This window comes from Bacteroidota bacterium, assembly GCA_038746285.1.
Taxonomy (GTDB): domain Bacteria; phylum Bacteroidota; class Rhodothermia; order Rhodothermales; family JANQRZ01; genus JANQRZ01.
Genome location: JBCDKT010000050.1, coordinates 1 through 15,465, shown reverse-complemented (window position 1 = coordinate 15,465; position 15,465 = coordinate 1). Strand labels below are relative to the sequence as shown.

14 protein-coding genes and 1 pseudogene are annotated in these 15,465 nt (G+C 67.3%); 9 read left to right on the top strand and 6 right to left on the bottom strand.

Annotated features, from left to right (window positions below; translation table 11 throughout):
* Positions 1-6 precede the first annotated feature (6 nt).
* On the bottom strand, positions 7-1,017 hold the full coding sequence (locus tag AAGI91_14150) for a sugar phosphate nucleotidyltransferase (GenBank protein ID MEM1043754.1): 1,011 nt from the start codon (positions 1,015-1,017) through the stop codon (positions 7-9).
* A 446-nt stretch (positions 1,018-1,463) separates the two neighbouring features.
* Here AAGI91_14150 and AAGI91_14145 point away from each other — a divergent pair.
* The 5 genes and pseudogenes from AAGI91_14145 (at position 1,464) to AAGI91_14125 (ending at position 6,645) form a co-directional block, all read left to right on the top strand.
* A pseudogene (locus AAGI91_14145) lies at positions 1,464-1,652 on the top strand (hypothetical protein).
* Between the two features lie 161 nt (positions 1,653-1,813).
* Entirely contained in the window at positions 1,814-2,170 is a 357-nt protein-coding gene (locus AAGI91_14140) for an OmpA family protein (GenBank protein MEM1043753.1), read from the top strand.
* Positions 2,171-2,340: 170 nt separating this feature from the next.
* A complete protein-coding gene (locus AAGI91_14135) occupies positions 2,341-3,054 on the top strand; it encodes a TIGR00730 family Rossman fold protein (protein MEM1043752.1) in 714 nt (237 codons plus the stop codon).
* 203 nt (positions 3,055-3,257) lie between these two features.
* Entirely contained in the window at positions 3,258-4,223 is a 966-nt protein-coding gene (locus AAGI91_14130; protein MEM1043751.1) for a hypothetical protein, read from the top strand.
* Positions 4,224-4,476: 253 nt separating this feature from the next.
* A complete protein-coding gene (locus tag AAGI91_14125; GenBank protein MEM1043750.1) occupies positions 4,477-6,645 on the top strand; it encodes a reprolysin-like metallopeptidase in 2,169 nt (722 codons plus the stop codon).
* Positions 6,646-6,810: 165 nt separating this feature from the next.
* On the opposite strand, the gene AAGI91_14120 is transcribed toward AAGI91_14125, so the two are convergent.
* From AAGI91_14120 to AAGI91_14105, 4 genes are all read right to left on the bottom strand, one after another.
* Positions 6,811-7,776 carry a hypothetical protein gene (locus tag AAGI91_14120; protein ID MEM1043749.1) on the bottom strand — a complete coding sequence of 322 codons (966 nt, stop codon included), beginning with the start codon at positions 7,774-7,776 and terminating at the stop codon, positions 6,811-6,813.
* A gap of 4 nt (positions 7,777-7,780) precedes the next feature.
* Complete coding sequence (locus AAGI91_14115; protein MEM1043748.1) at positions 7,781-8,626, bottom strand: DUF547 domain-containing protein; 846 nt, start codon at positions 8,624-8,626, stop codon at positions 7,781-7,783.
* Positions 8,627-8,699: 73 nt separating this feature from the next.
* Complete coding sequence (locus tag AAGI91_14110) at positions 8,700-9,401, bottom strand: DUF1573 domain-containing protein (protein MEM1043747.1); 702 nt, start codon at positions 9,399-9,401, stop codon at positions 8,700-8,702.
* A 99-nt stretch (positions 9,402-9,500) separates the two neighbouring features.
* Entirely contained in the window at positions 9,501-11,645 is a 2,145-nt protein-coding gene (locus AAGI91_14105; GenBank protein MEM1043746.1) for a thiamine pyrophosphate-dependent enzyme, read from the bottom strand.
* Between the two features lie 301 nt (positions 11,646-11,946).
* Here AAGI91_14105 and AAGI91_14100 point away from each other — a divergent pair, with 301 nt between their 5' ends.
* The 3 genes from AAGI91_14100 to AAGI91_14090 all read left to right on the top strand — a co-directional run bounded on the left by AAGI91_14100 (position 11,947) and on the right by AAGI91_14090 (position 13,069).
* Positions 11,947-12,228, top strand: a complete 282-nt coding sequence (locus AAGI91_14100; GenBank protein ID MEM1043745.1) for a hypothetical protein — start codon at positions 11,947-11,949, stop codon at positions 12,226-12,228.
* On the top strand, positions 12,225-12,641 hold the full coding sequence (locus AAGI91_14095; GenBank protein ID MEM1043744.1) for a putative toxin-antitoxin system toxin component, PIN family: 417 nt from the start codon (positions 12,225-12,227) through the stop codon (positions 12,639-12,641). Before AAGI91_14100 ends, AAGI91_14095 begins: the two co-directional genes overlap by 4 nt.
* Positions 12,642-12,823: 182 nt before the next feature.
* Positions 12,824-13,069: a hypothetical protein gene (locus AAGI91_14090; protein MEM1043743.1), complete on the top strand. Its 246-nt coding sequence runs from the start codon at positions 12,824-12,826 to the stop codon at positions 13,067-13,069.
* A gap of 305 nt (positions 13,070-13,374) precedes the next feature.
* Here AAGI91_14090 and AAGI91_14085 read toward each other — a convergent pair whose 3' ends face one another.
* Complete coding sequence (locus AAGI91_14085) at positions 13,375-13,818, bottom strand: type II toxin-antitoxin system VapC family toxin (protein MEM1043742.1); 444 nt, start codon at positions 13,816-13,818, stop codon at positions 13,375-13,377.
* A gap of 958 nt (positions 13,819-14,776) precedes the next feature.
* Here AAGI91_14085 and AAGI91_14080 point away from each other — a divergent pair.
* A partial coding sequence (locus AAGI91_14080) for a glycosyl hydrolase (protein MEM1043741.1) occupies positions 14,777-15,465 on the top strand: 689 nt, incomplete at its 3' end.

Below are 15,465 nucleotides of genomic sequence, written 5' to 3'. Positions count from 1 at the left end.
GGACACTTACTCGACCGGCCCGGCGGTGGCGTGGTCCCCGATGTTGAGCGGCCCGGCGTAGCGGGACACCTCGGCGCTCTGCCCGACGATCGCGTCGTCGAGCGCAGCGTCGGTGACGCGGGCGTCGTCGAAGACGATCGCGTTCTTGAGGACTGAGCCCGTCACCGTCGCGCCGCCGTGGACGGCCACGTACGGTCCGACGACCGAGTCGACGACCTTCGCGTCGGGGCCGAGGTAGACCGGCTCGATCAGGACCGAGTTCTCGGCCGTCCCCTCCTTCTCCGGCCCCTCCTCCTTGTCGAGGATCACCTTCGTCGTGTCCTTGAGCGCGGGAATCGTGCCGCAGTCGAGCCACTCGGAGACGCTTGCGGTGCGGAACGTGGCCCCCGCCTTCAGCATCCGGTCGAGCGCGTCGGTGAGCTGGTACTCGCCGCCGACGCCGGTCACGTCGTGGTCGATCAGGTAGTCGATCTCGCGCCGGAGCGCGGCCCCGTCCTTGACGTAGTAGATCCCGATGATGGCCTCGTTCGAGATCGGCTCCGAGGGCTTCTCGACGAAGTCGGTGATGCGTTCGTCGGCGTCCTTGACCACGACGCCGAAGCGGCTCGGGTCGTCGACGTGCTTGACCCAGATGACGGCGTCGGACGCGTCGAGGTTCGGCTTCTCGTCCATGTAGAAGAGGGTGTCGGCGAAGACCACGACGCACTCGCCACTGAGGTGGTCGCCCGCCTGCACGACGGCATGGGCCGTCCCGAGGGCGGTCTCCTGCACGCCGAAGGCGGCCTTCATCCCGTGCCGCTCGGCGATCTCGATGAGGCTGTCGCGGACGCCCTGCCCGAAGTCGGGGCCGAGGATGAAGACGGCCTCGTCGAACCCGCGCGGGAGCGTGTCGGCGAAGGTGTCCATGATGCGCTCGACCATCGAGACGCCGCGGACGTGGATGAGGGGCTTGGGGGTGACGTGGGTGTGCGGGCGGAGCCGGGTGCCGCGCCCGGCCATTGGGATGATGAGCTTCATGCGGATGCGCTGAGGTTCGGAAGGGTGAGCGCGCAAGGTACGGAGGATGGCGAGTCGGCAGGTCGGTACGACGGTGGACGGTGAGCGCTCGGCGCGGAGGTCGAGGAGCGCGTGGGAGAACGGGCGAGAGGGAGACCGAAGGAACTTTTCCAGCGTTCTTTTCCCCACTGTCCCACTGTCCCACTGTCCCACTGTCCCACTGTCCCACTGTCCCACTGTCCCACTGTCCCACTGTCCCACTGTCCCACTGTCCCAACAGTGTCGTGCATCGTAGACGGCAGCGCGGAGCCCGGGAAAACTGCCGCGAGGCCCCGGTTCGGGCCGCTAGCGCGGGAGAAGATAGACCGGGAACGGAACTTGGAAGACACGGCGTGGGGTTAGAGTCGCGCTCTTCCGGGGGCGATTCCCCATCCGCATTCTCTGCCCATAACCCATCTACCAACACCATGCAGACTCTCTTTCAACGCTTTCGCTTTGTCCTGCCTGTGGCCGTGCTGGCCCTCGTCGGGATGACCTTCGCAGGCTGCCAGAACATGAGCAAGACTGGCCAGGGCGCGGTCGTCGGGGCCGGAGCCGGAGCCGTCGTCGGCGGCATTATCGGCAAGGCCACCGGCTCGACCGCCCGCGGTGCCATCATCGGGGCCGCGGTCGGCGGTACGGCCGGCGCGGTCATCGGCAACCAGATGGAGGAGCAGGCCGAGGAACTCGACGGCGAACTCGAAAACGCAACGGTTGAGACGGTCGAGGGCGAAGACGGCAACACGGCCGGGATCAAGATCACGTTCGACAACGCGTCCTGTTCGACTTCGACAGCTACACGCTGCGCGGCAACGCCCGCGACGACCTCGCCAGCCTCGCCAACAGCCTCGCCAACTACCCCAACACTGACGCGCTCGTGGTCGGCTACACGGACTCCGTCGGCTCGGACAGCTACAACCTGAACCTCTCCGAGCAGCGGGCCAACTCCGTGGCGACCTACCTCACGCAGGAAGGCGTCGCCCCGAGCCGGATGCAGATCTCCGGCATGGGCGAGGCCAACCCCGTCGCCTCGAACGCCACCGACGAGGGGCGCCAGCAGAACCGCCGGGTCGAGATCGCGCTCTACGCCAACGAGCAGTACCGCCAGGAACTCGAAAACGAGCAGGGCGGCTGAGCGGTCACTGTAGCTTCAGCCTCGGGGGGCCTCGGCAGACGCTGAGGTCCCTCTTTGTTTGAGAGCTTTTTCGGCGTGGAGGGTCAGGCGGGAGGGGAGGGAACGTTGGCACGAAGCGCAACGGCCTTCGTAGCTTTTGCGGCTTTTATTGACTCTCCCCACTCTCAACCATGGAAACACCCTTCGCCGCCGATGTCCCGATGACGCCGGACGAGATCCAGGCCTGGAACCAGATGCGCACCAAAGACACCTGGCGCATCTTCCGCATCATGGCCGAGTTCGTCGAGGGCTACGAGGTCATGTCCCAGGTCGGGCCCTGCGTGAGCGTCTTCGGCTCGGCGCGGACGGAGCCTGGGACGCCGTACTACGAACTCGGCGTCGAGGTCGGTCGGGCGCTCGTCGAGCGCGGGTACGGGGTCATCACGGGCGGCGGGCCGGGCATCATGGAGGCCGCCAACAAGGGTGCCCGGGAGGCCGGCGGGGCCTCGGTCGGGCTGAACATCGTCCTTCCCTTCGAGCAGGAGGGCAACCCGTACGTCGACGCCGACAAGCTCATCAACTTCGACTTCTTCTTCGCCCGCAAGGTGATGTTCGTCAAGTACGCGATGGGCTACGTGGTCCTCCCCGGCGGCTTCGGGACGCTCGACGAACTCTTCGAGGCGCTGACGCTGATGCAGACTGGCAAGACCGACGCGTTCCCCGTTGTGCTGATGGGCTCCGCGTTCTGGGACGGCCTCCTGGACTGGGTGCGCAGCACGCTCCTCGAAGCAGGCAACATCTCCGAGGGCGACCCGGACCGCGTCACGCTAACCGACGACCCCGACGAAGCGGCCGAGATTATCACCTTGTTCTGCCAGCGCAACGGCCACCTACCCAATTTTTAGCGGGCCGCGCCGTTGTACGCCGGAGCAGCGTCCAGCCGCTCTCGCTCCACCGTCCACTCCCCCTCACACCGGAAGGGCATCGGAGACGCGTTTTTGCCCTCCCCTGGGCCGGCAAGATCCTTGCGAAGCCGGATCATGCCGGCTCGCGGGAACGTACCCCGTCTCCCTGATGCCGCCACTCCCTTAGCAACCAAGCCGATCCTATGAACGCCAAGACCCTGCTCTCCTGCTTTATCGCGCTGCTCCTCTTCGCCCCGGCGGTGAGCGCACAGACCACCCCCGAACTGACGGCCGAGCCCGGCGAGACGTCGGAAGAGGGCACCGTCAACGCGGACGCCCGCGCCGAGATCGAGACGATGATGACTGAGGCGCGCGCCGCGAACGACCTCGCTACGGCCGACGGCTACGTCATGGCCGCCGAGAAGTACCTCGCCGCCGCCGAAGCCGCGAAGGCGTCGGGCGACGGCCAGCTTGCGGAGAGCGCTACCGGCATGATGGAGGGGGCCGCCAAAGCCTTTGTCGACGCCGGCTCCACCTACTCCGCCGCTGAGGAGCACGCCGCCGCTGCCGAGCAGTTCAGCCGCGCCGCCGACGTCGCCGAGCAACTCGAGAACGGCGAGATGCAGGCGCAGATCTCGGCCCAGGCCGGCACCGCCTTCATGAAAGCGGAGGACTACACGATGGCGATCCCGATGCTCGACGCGGCGATCCTCCTCTCGCCAGACGAGTTGAACTACTACTACGTCCGTGGCCTCGCCCTCCGCAGCAGCGGCGACGCCGAGGGCTTCGAGGCGGCCTTCGCCGACCTCGCGATGCGCGCCGACTCGCTCGGCGACGAGGCGATGGCCGCGAAGGTCGGCGACACCGTCGGCAAGGGCTACCTGATTGAGGCCAACACGGCGCTCAAGGCGGACCGGTTCGGCGACGCCGTGAGCGCGCTCGACAAGGCCGCGCCGTTCCTCGGCGAGGACCACGAGTCGATGAACAAGCTCTACGCGAGCGCCTACTACAAGATGGGCGTCAGTCAGGTGCGCGCCGAGCAGTTCTCGTCCGCCCAACGCTCGCTCTCGCGGGCTATCGAGTACGGCCAGCGCGTCAACCTGAGCCCGATCGTCAACGGCGCGCAGCAGCAGCTCGACTACATCCGCCAGGTGCAGGAGCAGGGCTAAGCGCTCCCCAGCCCGCCAAGCTTTCCGAGGCCCGTAGCCCCACCGGCTGCGGGCCTTTCTGCATATCCATTGCGGCGTTCTGCCGGTACTGTGTGACTTGAATGCAGTAGGTAGTCAGCAATGCTGCGGGGTATCTAGATCACCTCTCTGAAGGCCCGTTCACGGAGCGCTAGCCCTTCACATACGGCCAGGATCACGCTGCCTCCACTGTGTGGGGTTGGATTTCGTGCCCTCACTTGCTGCCACCATGCCCATGTTCCGTCTTGCCTTTCTCCTCGCCTCCCCTGCGCTGCTCCTTCTAGTTCCAACCACTTTTGCTCAGCCATCGCTTTGGGTCGAGGCTTCTGCCTCCGAGGCTCCCGAGCGCGCCGACCTCACCACCTACCGGACCGTCCGCTTCGATCTTGACGCACTTCGAGGAATGTTGTCCGCGCCTGAGGTATCGCTCACTCCTGTGGCGATGCGACTTCCGCTGCCTGAGGGAGCCAGCATGACCGCGACGATAGTGGAAACGCCGGTACTGGCTCCTAGCCTTCAGGCTCGCTACCCGGACATCCGCACGTACGTCGTCCGCGGAGCGTCAAGTGGACGGGTTGCCGTGACTCCCCACGGCGTGTCGGGCCTGCTCTACGACGCGGACGGGGCGATCGTGATTGATCCGCTAGGATCGACCAGCGCGCTGGGCCTGGAGTATAGCGCCGTCTACCGCGCCTCGGCGCTTGTAATCCCGAACGCCATCTTCACCTCACTCAGACACGACCTGGCAGGGGCAACCTCTCCCCTGCCGGTGTCGCTGCGCTCGGCTCCCATCGGCGAGACGCTTCGCACCTACCGCTTGGCTGTGGCGGCTACAGGTGAGTATACCGTAAGTCGCGGCGGTACCGTGGCTCAAGCGCTCGGGGCCATCGCGGCCAGCGTCAACCGGGTCAACGCTTTCTTCGAGCGCGACCTGGCTGTCCGGTTCGAGCTTGTCGAAAACAACGACCAAGTCATCTACACCGACCCCGAGACCGATCCTTTCTCGCCGAACGCTCCGGACCTCTTGGTACCTATACAAGAAACAATAGACGAGGTCATCGGAGACGAGAACTACGACGTGGGTCACCTCATCGCCTTGGAACTGGGCGGAGGACTAGCTTTTCAGCGTGCGGCCTGCGTCTCGGGCTTCAAAGCGATGGCGTTCTCCAGTGTTGGTCTCGGGACAACACCCTTCGACCTCCTCGTCTTCCCGCACGAGTTGGGGCACCAGCTCGGGGCACCCCACACGTTCGTTCAGCCTCTTCCCCTTTTCGACCCTCAGCCTATCGGCGTCGAGCCTGGCCCGGGTTACACGCTCATGGCATACCCGTACCTCGCTACCTATCGGCCCGAGTCGGAACGCGTAGGCTTTCACTTCCACAGCGCTTCGGTCGACTCGATGGCTGTGTTCCTGGAGAGTCCGGAGGGGAGTTGCGGCGCAGCTACACCCACCGGCAACGACCTGCCTGTGGTGAGTGCTTCCGAGTCTGTGACGGTTCCGCTGGGCGCGTTCGTGACGCTCGACGGAACTGCGTCGGACGACTCGGGGACTCCTCTGACTTATGCCTGGGAGCAAATCGACACATTCGGAGACGGCACTGGTGCCATTCCCCGCGTGCGCGCGCTTGACCCGAGCCCGAAGTCGGCACGGACCATCCCCGACCTACGCCGCTTCCTCGACAGCACCCCCTTTACCGACGAGTCTCCACTCGACGAGGAGACAACCTACGCGTTTCAGCTCACCGTTCGTGACAACGTCCCGGGTGGGGGCGCGCAAGCCACCGCCCACACACTCGTGCGCGTGCGTACGTCAGAAGGCCCGTTTGCCATCACCTCCGTTCCACCAGGGACTCAGTACCCCGTCGGCAGCCGTATCGCAGTCACGTGGGATGTCGCAGGCACCAACGACGGCGAGATCGGCGTAGAGGCGGTCGACGTGCTGGTATCGACTGACAACGGCAAGGCTTGGACGCTCGTGGCGGAAGCCGTACCCAACAGTGGGGAGACGACGGTAACTATGCCGGCGACTCCCACCATGGAAGGGCGCCTGAAAGTTCACGCTGTCGGCTCCCCATTCTTCACCGTTGCGGAAGAGTCCTTCACGCTCACCGGCGGCGTTGCAACGGCAGACGGTGCGACACCCGATGCAGAAGTGGTATCGGCGGTGTGGCCGAATCCAGCCTCGACACAGGCGCGGGTGCATGTGCAGCTCCAAAAGCCAGGCTTTGTTCGCGCTACTCTCTACGACGCGCTCGGCCGTCGGGTGCTGAGGGTGAGCGAAGAGACGGCAGCGTCTGGTGCTTCCTTGAGGTTCGACCTCAGTGGGCTGGCAGCGGGGGTCTACGCGGTCCGCGTCGAGAGCACTGCTCGCGTCGAGACGCGCCAGCTCGTCGTGGTGCGCTAGCGTAGGTCTCGAGCATGAGCAGCGGGCCCGTCTCGACTTACAGGCAGCGGCGCCCAGAAGCAGCCCGAGTGCGTCCGCCAGGTGCAGGAGCAGGGCTAAGCGCTCTTCCGACCGCCAGGCTTTCCGAGGCCCGCAGCCCCACCGGCTGCGGGCCTCTTTCGGTTGTCACAGCCGCGTCTCGATCCCGACGAAGACCTCGACCGCGCGGAGGGCGTTGCGGGCATAGGGCGCGGTGAACGCCTGCACGCTCAGGCCGGTCTCGCCGAAGAGCGTGACGGTCGCGCCGAGGCCGGTGCGTACGAGGCGCTGCTGCGGGAACGCCTCCGGCTGCAGCCCGATCGCTGCCTCGACGACTTCGGGCTCCTGGAGCGACCACGCTACGTCGAGCAGGCCCTGTAGGAGTAGGCGGTCGAAGAACGTGTACCCCGCCTCCAGCGTGAGCAGCAGCTCGTCGCTGTAGTCGACCTCCGCCCCGCCGTCGGTGACGCAGACCTCCTCCGCGTCGTCGGGCTGCGCGTCCGGGCAGTCGATGATGCGCGACAGGTCGAAGACGGAGGTGCGGTGCCGGTAGCCGATCGCCGCCTGCCCGTAGGCCGGGACCGGCCAGAAGCTCCGCCCGTAGGACAGCAAGAACTGCGCGTCCACCTGCCCCGGCCCGACCGTCGGCGAGACGTTGCGCCGGTAGCCGAGCGGGAGCGTGAGTGCCGCGTTGACCGCAAGCGTGTTCAGGCTCTCGCTCCACCCGACGGCGTCGGCGAGCCCGACCCGCAGCCCGAGCATCGCCGAGCCGAGATCGGAGGACTGCCGCTCGATGGGCGTTTCGGTACCGGCCAGGCCCTCGCGCACGAAGAGGCGCTTGTACGGGATCGTCCCGAAGAGCGTCAGGCTCGGCACGAGGCCGACCTCGCCGTAGAGGTAGCGGCTCCGGTCGCGGAACGGCGTGTCGGCGTCCTCGCCGAGGGCGGGGTCGTACGGGACCACGTCGCCGCTCGCGTCGAAGCGCTCGGAGGCGTTGGCGAAGCCCTGGGTGAGCTTGAGGTAGACCCGGCCCGGCTCCTGGGTCCACGCCTGGGCGTGCGCCGACAGCGGCAGGAGGACGAGCGCGAGCAGGCACACGGTGGGGTTCAGCATAGCGTCAGCCGGCGGCGTTGAGGGTCCACAGGTACTCGAACTGAACGCCCGGCTGCGCTTTGATCTCGGCGGCCGCGCGCCCCTCGAAGAGGCTCCGCAGCCGGTCCGCGCCCGGACGGCTAGGGTCGAGGTAGCCGAGGAGGTAGTCGCCCGCGGGCTCGCCAGCCATGTCCCAGTCAGCAGCGAACCAGTCGAGGAGGCTGGAGACGACGACCGTCTCACCGTCGACCCGGAAGTGCTGGGTACCGTTTGCGAAGTCGCGCATCGCCCGGTCCAGTTCGGCGTCCACGTTCGACGCGGTGAACGCCGTCTGGCGCAGGCGCGGGCACGAAATCGCCCCGCAGTTCAGCCCGACGTGAAGGCGCGGGTCGAGCCGGGCCGGGTAGAACGCCGTTAGCGCCGCTGGGCCGTCACCGCGCCGGAGGATCACGTTCTCGATCTGGTCGAGCGTGACCTCGGTCCCGGCGACCGTAATCGGGGTCTTGAAGAAGAAGTCGAAGCCGTGGGCCTCGATGTTCGCGGGCGTACCGGCTTCGAGGACGCGCTCGATGAGCTTGACGTTGTAGGCGTTCATCCAGAAGGCCAGCTTCTCGGCATCGGTCGAGAGCGCGCCGGCGTCGAACGCCTCGACGGCCGCGACCACCTCTTCGAACTGCGCGGCGAGCGGGCCGCCGATCTGCCCGTACCGCACCAGCCCGTCGCTCGTGACGGTCTGCTGGAGAATGGCGGTCCAGGCGTCCTCGTACGACACCGCTTCTGTCTCAGCCGGCGCGACCGCAGTCGGCGCAGCCATCAGATCGGCACAGGCGAACAGAGCGAGCAAGACCGGGAGGCGCGAGCGCTTCAGCATGGGTATCGGGGCTAGACCGGCCGCATGATACCACCCCGCTCGTTCCCTATTGTCACGCGCCGGTCACAATCGCCTACTGCGCCGTGCCGGTCAGCCGGAGCGACTTCGTCGGCTGCGCCTCGTCATCGGTGGTGAGGACGATGGCGTAGTCGAAGTCGCCGGCCGGGCTCCCGGCGCGGAGGGTCACACGGAGCGGCACGAGGTCGCCCGCGAAGATCGGCGTGTTGGGGTAGGCGATCCGTAGGCCCTCGGGAACGCTCTTCGCCTCGGCGATGCGGATAGGCCGCGTGCCGGTGTGCTGCATCCTGAAGACGTGCGTCGTCTGCCGGTCCGCCGGCACCGGCCCGAGGTCGACCGCGTCGGTGTCGAACAGGAGGTTGCCCTCGGCGACACCGTCCGTGATCGCCTCGCGCTCCACGGTGCCGGTGATGTAGAGCGTCTCGGCGAGGGTCTCTCCGCCCGCCTCCGCCGTCACGCGGACTGACTTGCGAAACGGCCCCGGCCGGCCCTCAGAGTCGTAGGCCACGACGATCTCGCCCGTGCCACCGGGCGCGACGGCCTCGGTCGTAAACGACGGCGTCGTGCAGCCGCACGACGGGCGGACGGCGGTCAGCGTCAGCGGCGCGCGGCCCTCGTTCTCGAACGCGAACGTGTAGGTCGGGGCCTCGCCCTCTTGCAGCACGCCGAAGTCGTGGGTGGTCGCCGTGAACGCGAGCTGGGCGGAGGCGGGGGCGGCGAGGGCCAGGGCCGCGAGGAGGATCAGCGGTTTCGGCATGGCTGGAAGAGAGAAGAGCGGACGAGCGGAAGCGGGGAAGATTAGCGGAGCGGTAATGCTGGAACCCTTCCACTCTTCCCTTTCTCCGCTCGTCCAGTCCTAGTAGCTCAGCACCGACCGGGCGCCGGCGAGCACGTCCTCGTCCTGCGGGAGCACGGCGCGCTCCAGCGGGTCGGCGAAGGGGATGAAGGTGAACGCGCCCGCGACGCGCTTGACCGGCGCGTCGAGGTGCTCAAACGTCGTGTCCGCGATCTGCGCGGCGATCTCCGAGCCGAAGCCGACGAACTCGTGGTCCTCGTAGAGCACGAGCGCTCGGTTGGTCTTGACGACCGACGCGAGGATCGTCTCCATGTCGAGCGGCATCATCGTGCGGATGTCGATCACCTCGACGCTCGCCCCCTCCTTCTCCAGCGCCTTCGCTGCGTTCATGGCCTTGTAGACCATCGCGCCGTAGGTCACGATCGTGAGGTCGGTCCCTTCGCGGACGGTGCGGGCCTGGCCGAACGGGACGAGGTAGTCGGCGTCGGGCTCCGGCGAGCGGGCCGGCCCCTGCCGGTAGAGCGACTTGTGCTCCAGGAAGATCACCGGGTCGTTGAGGCGGATCGCGGTCTTCAGCAGGCCCTTCGCGTCGGCGGCGCTCGACGGCATCGCCACCTTGAGGCCGGGGAAGTGCGCGAAGATCGACTCGACGTTCTGGCTGTGGCAGAGGCCGCCGTGGATGTAGCCCCCGCACGGAACGCGGATCACGACCGGGGCCTGCCACGCGTTGTTGGACCGGTAGCGGAACGGGGCAAGCTGGTTGCGGATGGCCTGCATCGCGGGCCAGATGTAGTCCGCGAACTGGATCTCGACGACCGGCCGGTAGCCCGCCGCCGCCATCCCGACGGCGCTCCCGACGATCGAGTGCTCGGCGAGCGGCGAGTTGAAGCAGCGGTCCGCGCCGTGCTTGGCCGTCAGGCCGCGCGTGGCGGTGAAGACGCCGCCCTTGCCGCCGCCCACGTCCTCGCCGTAGACGATCACCCGCTCGTCGCGCGCCATCTCCTCGTCGAGCGCGTGGTTGATGGCATCGACGAGGACGATCAACTCGCCGCTCGGCTCCGTTGCCTCGTAGTCGAGCTCCGGCGGGGCCTCGTCGTAGACGTGGTCGAGCGCCGTCGCCGGATCGGGATCGGCTTGCTCGGCGGCCCAGACGGCGGCCTCGTCGACCTCCGCCGCGACCTCCTTCCGCAGCGCCTCGACGTCGTCCTCGGTCATCACGCCGGCCTCGACGAGCCGCTTCGAGAGCTTCGCAACCGGGTCGCGCTCCTTATCCTTCTCCAGCCCGTCGGCGTCGCGGTACTTGTCGTGGCTGTCGGAGGACGAGTGCGGGAGGAGGCGGACCACGTCGGCGACGAGCGCGACCGGCCCGTTGCCGGCGCGGATGTGCTCGGCGGCGGCCTTGCCGACGGCCCAGGCGGTGAAGAAGTCGGTCGCGTCGTAGGACGCCCGGGCGAGGCCGTGGTAGCCGGCGGTGATATTGTGGATGTTCGCGCCGGCGGTCTGTTCGGCAATGGGGACCGAGATGGCGTACTTGTTGTCCTGGACGTGGAAGAGCGCGGGCGCGCCGGCGCGGGCGCTCCAGTTGAGGGCCTCGTGGAAGGCGCCCTGGCTCGTCGCCCCGTCGCCGGACGAGATGTAGGTGACCGCGTCGTCGCCGCGCCGCTGGCTGGCAAGCGCGAACCCGACGCCCGGCATGTACTGCGCCCCGACCGACGAGCTCGTCGACATGATGTGGAGGTCGCGGTTGCCGAAGTGCTCCGACATCTGGCGCCCGCCCGAGGAGACGTCGTCGGCCTTCGCCATGTGGGCGAGCATCGTCTCGCGCGCCGTCATCCCGAGCGTGAGCGTCATCGCGAGGTCGCGGTAGTACATGCAGAACCAGTCGTGCCCGCCCCGGAGGTGCATCCCGAGCCCGACCTGGGCCGCCTCGTGCCCGGAGGCCCCGATGTGGAAGAAGCCCTTGCCCTGCTTGAGGAGCGTCAGCATCTTCTCGTCGAGCCGCCGCGAGAGCATCATCGTCCGCAGCGCCCGCTTCAGCTCGTCCGGCTCAAAGTCCTTCGGCCCGACCGGCGTCACGTCGAGGTCGCCCTCGTAGGCCATCAGCACGGCCTGGCCGTTCTTGGCGGCGGCTTTCCCGTTGGCGGCAGCCTTTCCGTTGGCGGGGCTCTTCTTGCGGGTCTTCTTCTGCGGCGTCTTCGTGCTCATGCGTAGGCTCGGCAAACAGGGATAGAGGGACGGGGCGAATATACACGGGACCCCCTCCGCCGGATTCGGAAGCGGTTCCGCCTGCGCGCTAAACTACCCCCTCCGCCGCGTGCGCCGCGAGGCCCCGGACCCGGATATCCGGTCAATTCACACGCGGCTAGTCACGCTCGAACCCGCCGGAAAATTTCGTCAGTCAGCCGGGATGCTTCCGTCAGTTCACACGCGCAGACTCACGTTCTGAACTCGCTGCTGTGACTGACGTACCACCTTTCCTACTGCGTTTCTCGCTTCGGAGAAGGCCATGCCTGCCACGTCTATTCGTATCCGCGTCGATGCTGAGACGGCCCGCGCCTACGAGCAGGCATCTGACGCGCAGAAAGAGCGCGCCCGCTCCGTCTTCGCCTGGGCGCTGCACTACCGAAACGAGTCGACGGAGGAGACCCTCCGCTTCTTCGACGAGGTGGCCCGCAACGCCCGAGCACGCGGGCTTACGCCCGAGATCCTCGACGACATTCTCCACGACCGCCCCCCGGGACCGGACGAACTCGCGGGTCCCGGCGGACCGGCCGGTGAGACGGGATGAGCGAGCGGCGGCGTCTCGTTCTCGACACCAACGTGCTCGTGAGTTCCGTACTCTCGCCGGAGGGGACGCCCCGCCGATGCCTGGAGCGCGCACTTGGCCAAGAGGCCCTCTTGCTCTCCGAGGCGACGTGGAACGAACTCCTCGACGTACTCTACCGGCCGCGGCTTCAGCGCTACGTCGTCGCGTCTGAGCGTGAGGGCGTGCTCGAACGTCTCGCGCTCCGGTCGGAGTTCGTAAAGATCGGCGAGCGGATCGAAGCCTGCCGGGACCCGAAAGACGACAAGTTTCTCGAAGCTGCTGTGAGCGGCAAAGCCGACTGCCTCGTGACGGGCGATGCGGACTTGCTCGTGCTCCATCCCTTCCGGGACATTCCGGTCCTCACGCCTGCAGCATTCCTGGCCGAAGCTGGGTGAGAAAATTCGCAGTCGGGGGCGGAAACTTCCCGGTGGTTTGCAGACTTAGAGGCCGGTTTTCATTCGGCACCCGCTGCCGGCCCCTCCTCTCCATCCGGCCGCTCCGGTCGCTCGCCATAAGCCTGTTCGATCTCTACTCCGCCTCCGACCCCGCCGACGTTCTCGTCCGCGCTCACCCCAGCGTGTCGAAGGGACAGTGGACGAGCTTCGCGCTCGCCAAGCTTCGCGACGGGTTCGCGCTCGTCGAGGGCGAGCACGGCCGCGGGTTCCAGTTCTATAAGCTAGGCCTCCCGCTCCAGCCGTGCGCGCCGCACGCGGCACGCAAGCTCTTGAAGATGGACCTGCTCACCGTCGCCAAGACCGACATCCGGGGCACGCACTACGCGCTCCGCCCTGCCTTCCAGCCGGAGACCGGGCCCGAAGCGTAGCGCCTAGAACGGTCCGACGGGCTGCCTCGCCCGGGGGCCGCCGGTCATCGGTAGCGCGACGGTCCGACAGGTACGCACCCGGTGTCCGCCGGTAAGTGCAGATCATCCAGACCCCGGCGCAGTCACCCGCCGGGGGTTCCGCTCCGTCACTCCGGGATCGCCTTCCGCCGCACGCTCACGCGCCCGGCGCAGAATCGCCCGCACGTCGTAATCGAACTGTGCGGCGTAGGCCTCGCGGTTTGCGCGCACCTCCCGGATGATCTCATCCTGGTGCGCCTCGTGGGTGCCGTCCAGAGAATGGGGAGTCATAATGCCGTGCTCTCCAGCAGGTCTTCGGGGGTGCAAAGTGTCGGGGGTTCGTAGCCGCTTCTACGGCAGACCTCGGCGATCTGCTCCCGGAGTACGGGGTTGGCGATGTGCCTGAAGTTCCACGTCAGCAGGTACTCCGCTCCGGCCGTCGCGGCCACCGCGATGTGCACCGCGTCGGCAGCCGCCTTCTCCGGGAGGGGCACGTCGCGCAGAAGGGCCTCGGCTAGTGCGTCAGCTTCGGGAGAAGGCGTCGGTGCGTCGAGGTCTTGGAGCACCGCGAGGCGAGCCGCAGCAGCGTTGGCGTCGCCTAGCTCTGCTTCTTCCAGGACCAGCGGAGAGATGAAGAGGTCGTACTTCGAGCGCTGCGTGGCCCACCACGCGGCGGTGAGCTGCTGCCGGGCCGCGGTAACGAGGCGGTAACGAGGTCGCGGTTCGGGCACGCGGTGAGGTAGCTGACGACGGAGGTCTCGACGTAGAGCGAGGGCTTCATGCCCCAAAGCTACCACGCATCCGTCGGATGTTGGCGCACGCTCTGCGTCGCCAGCGAGTTGACGCGGGCGGACCTGCTCACCGTCGCCAAGACCGATATCCGGGGGATGCACTACACACTCCGCCCCGCCTTCCGAGACCAAACCCGAGGCGTAGCCGTTCACTCTACCACACACACCGCGACGACGCCAACCGACACCTGAAGCCGGTTCGTCACCTGCGAGCTTCTCTTGGGAGTCTCTTGGAAAACATGGCCGGGCAGCGCAGGACGCTCAAGGCGGGGTCGGTCTGCGGTGCGAAAACTTGGCAGCGACGTACCCAGCCCGGTTTACAACTCAGAGGTGTCCACCTTTTGGACACCGTGTCCGAGAAACCATCGCTCTACCTGGTCAGCCGAGACATTGAACCACTCTTTTCCGTTCTGGCCGGCACTTTCGGCGAAGTGTTCGTGCGCCTCTCGCTCGGCTGTGCGCGCTTCGGACTGCGTAGGATACTCGAACGCAGCGGCGACTTGGATAGACCTGGGGTTCCCTCGCTTGAGGTTCGCATTCATACGCCACTGCGGTGGGTTCTTCGAGTAGCCTATCTTTGTCCACGGACCTGAAGTTTCGCCTTCGTACGGAGTCTCGGATATGATATAGACGTACGCCATTGTTTTAGTGCTGATGTTTCAGTGCTGAGCCGGCTGCGGCCTCAAGATACACTGTCGCCAAGACCGACATCCGGGGCACGCACTACACGCTCCGCCCCACTTTTCACCCCGAGGCTGGAGCCGAGGCGTAAGGAATTCGAAGCGTAGGGAGGAGCGCAGGGAAAGGTCGCGCACGGTCTCTGCCAGAGCGCATTGCGTGCGGGTATATTCCGCGCACTTCACCCGCTTCCTCTGCGCGCCTACCCTCGCTTTCGCCCATGCGCCCGCTCTGGCTTCTGGTCTCGCTCCTGCTGGTCCTGCCCGTCCACGCCCAGGAGGACCCGCCCACGGTGGCGAGCCTGGACTACGACGCCCTGGCGTGGCGTGGCATCGGGCCGGCCTTTACGTCGGGACGCATCGCCGACATCGCGATCCACCCAGACGACCCGCAGACGTGGTACGTCGCCGTCGGGAGTGGTGGCGTCTGGATGACGGCGAACAGCGGCACGACGTGGACCTCCCTCTTCGACGGGCAGTCCGCCTACTCGACCGGCTCGGTTGCCATCGACGCGCGCAACCCGAGCACGATCTGGGTCGGGACGGGCGAGAACGTGGGCGGGCGGCACACGGCCTACGGCGACGGCATCTACCGCTCGACCGACGGCGGCCGGACGTGGGAGAACCGCGGCTTGAGGGAGAGCGAGCGGCTTTCGACGATCTGGATCCACCCGGACGACTCGGACGTGGTGCTCGTCGCGGCGCAGGGGCCGCTCTGGAGTGCGGGCGGCGAGCGCGGCCTCTACCGCACCGAGGACGGCGGCGAGACGTGGACGCAGGTGCTCGGCGGCGGCGAGTGGACCGGCGCGACCGACCTCGTCGTCGACCCGCGCGATCCCGACGTGATGTACGCCGCCACGTGGGACCGGCATCGGACGGTCGCGGCCTACATGGGCGGCGGCCCGGGGAC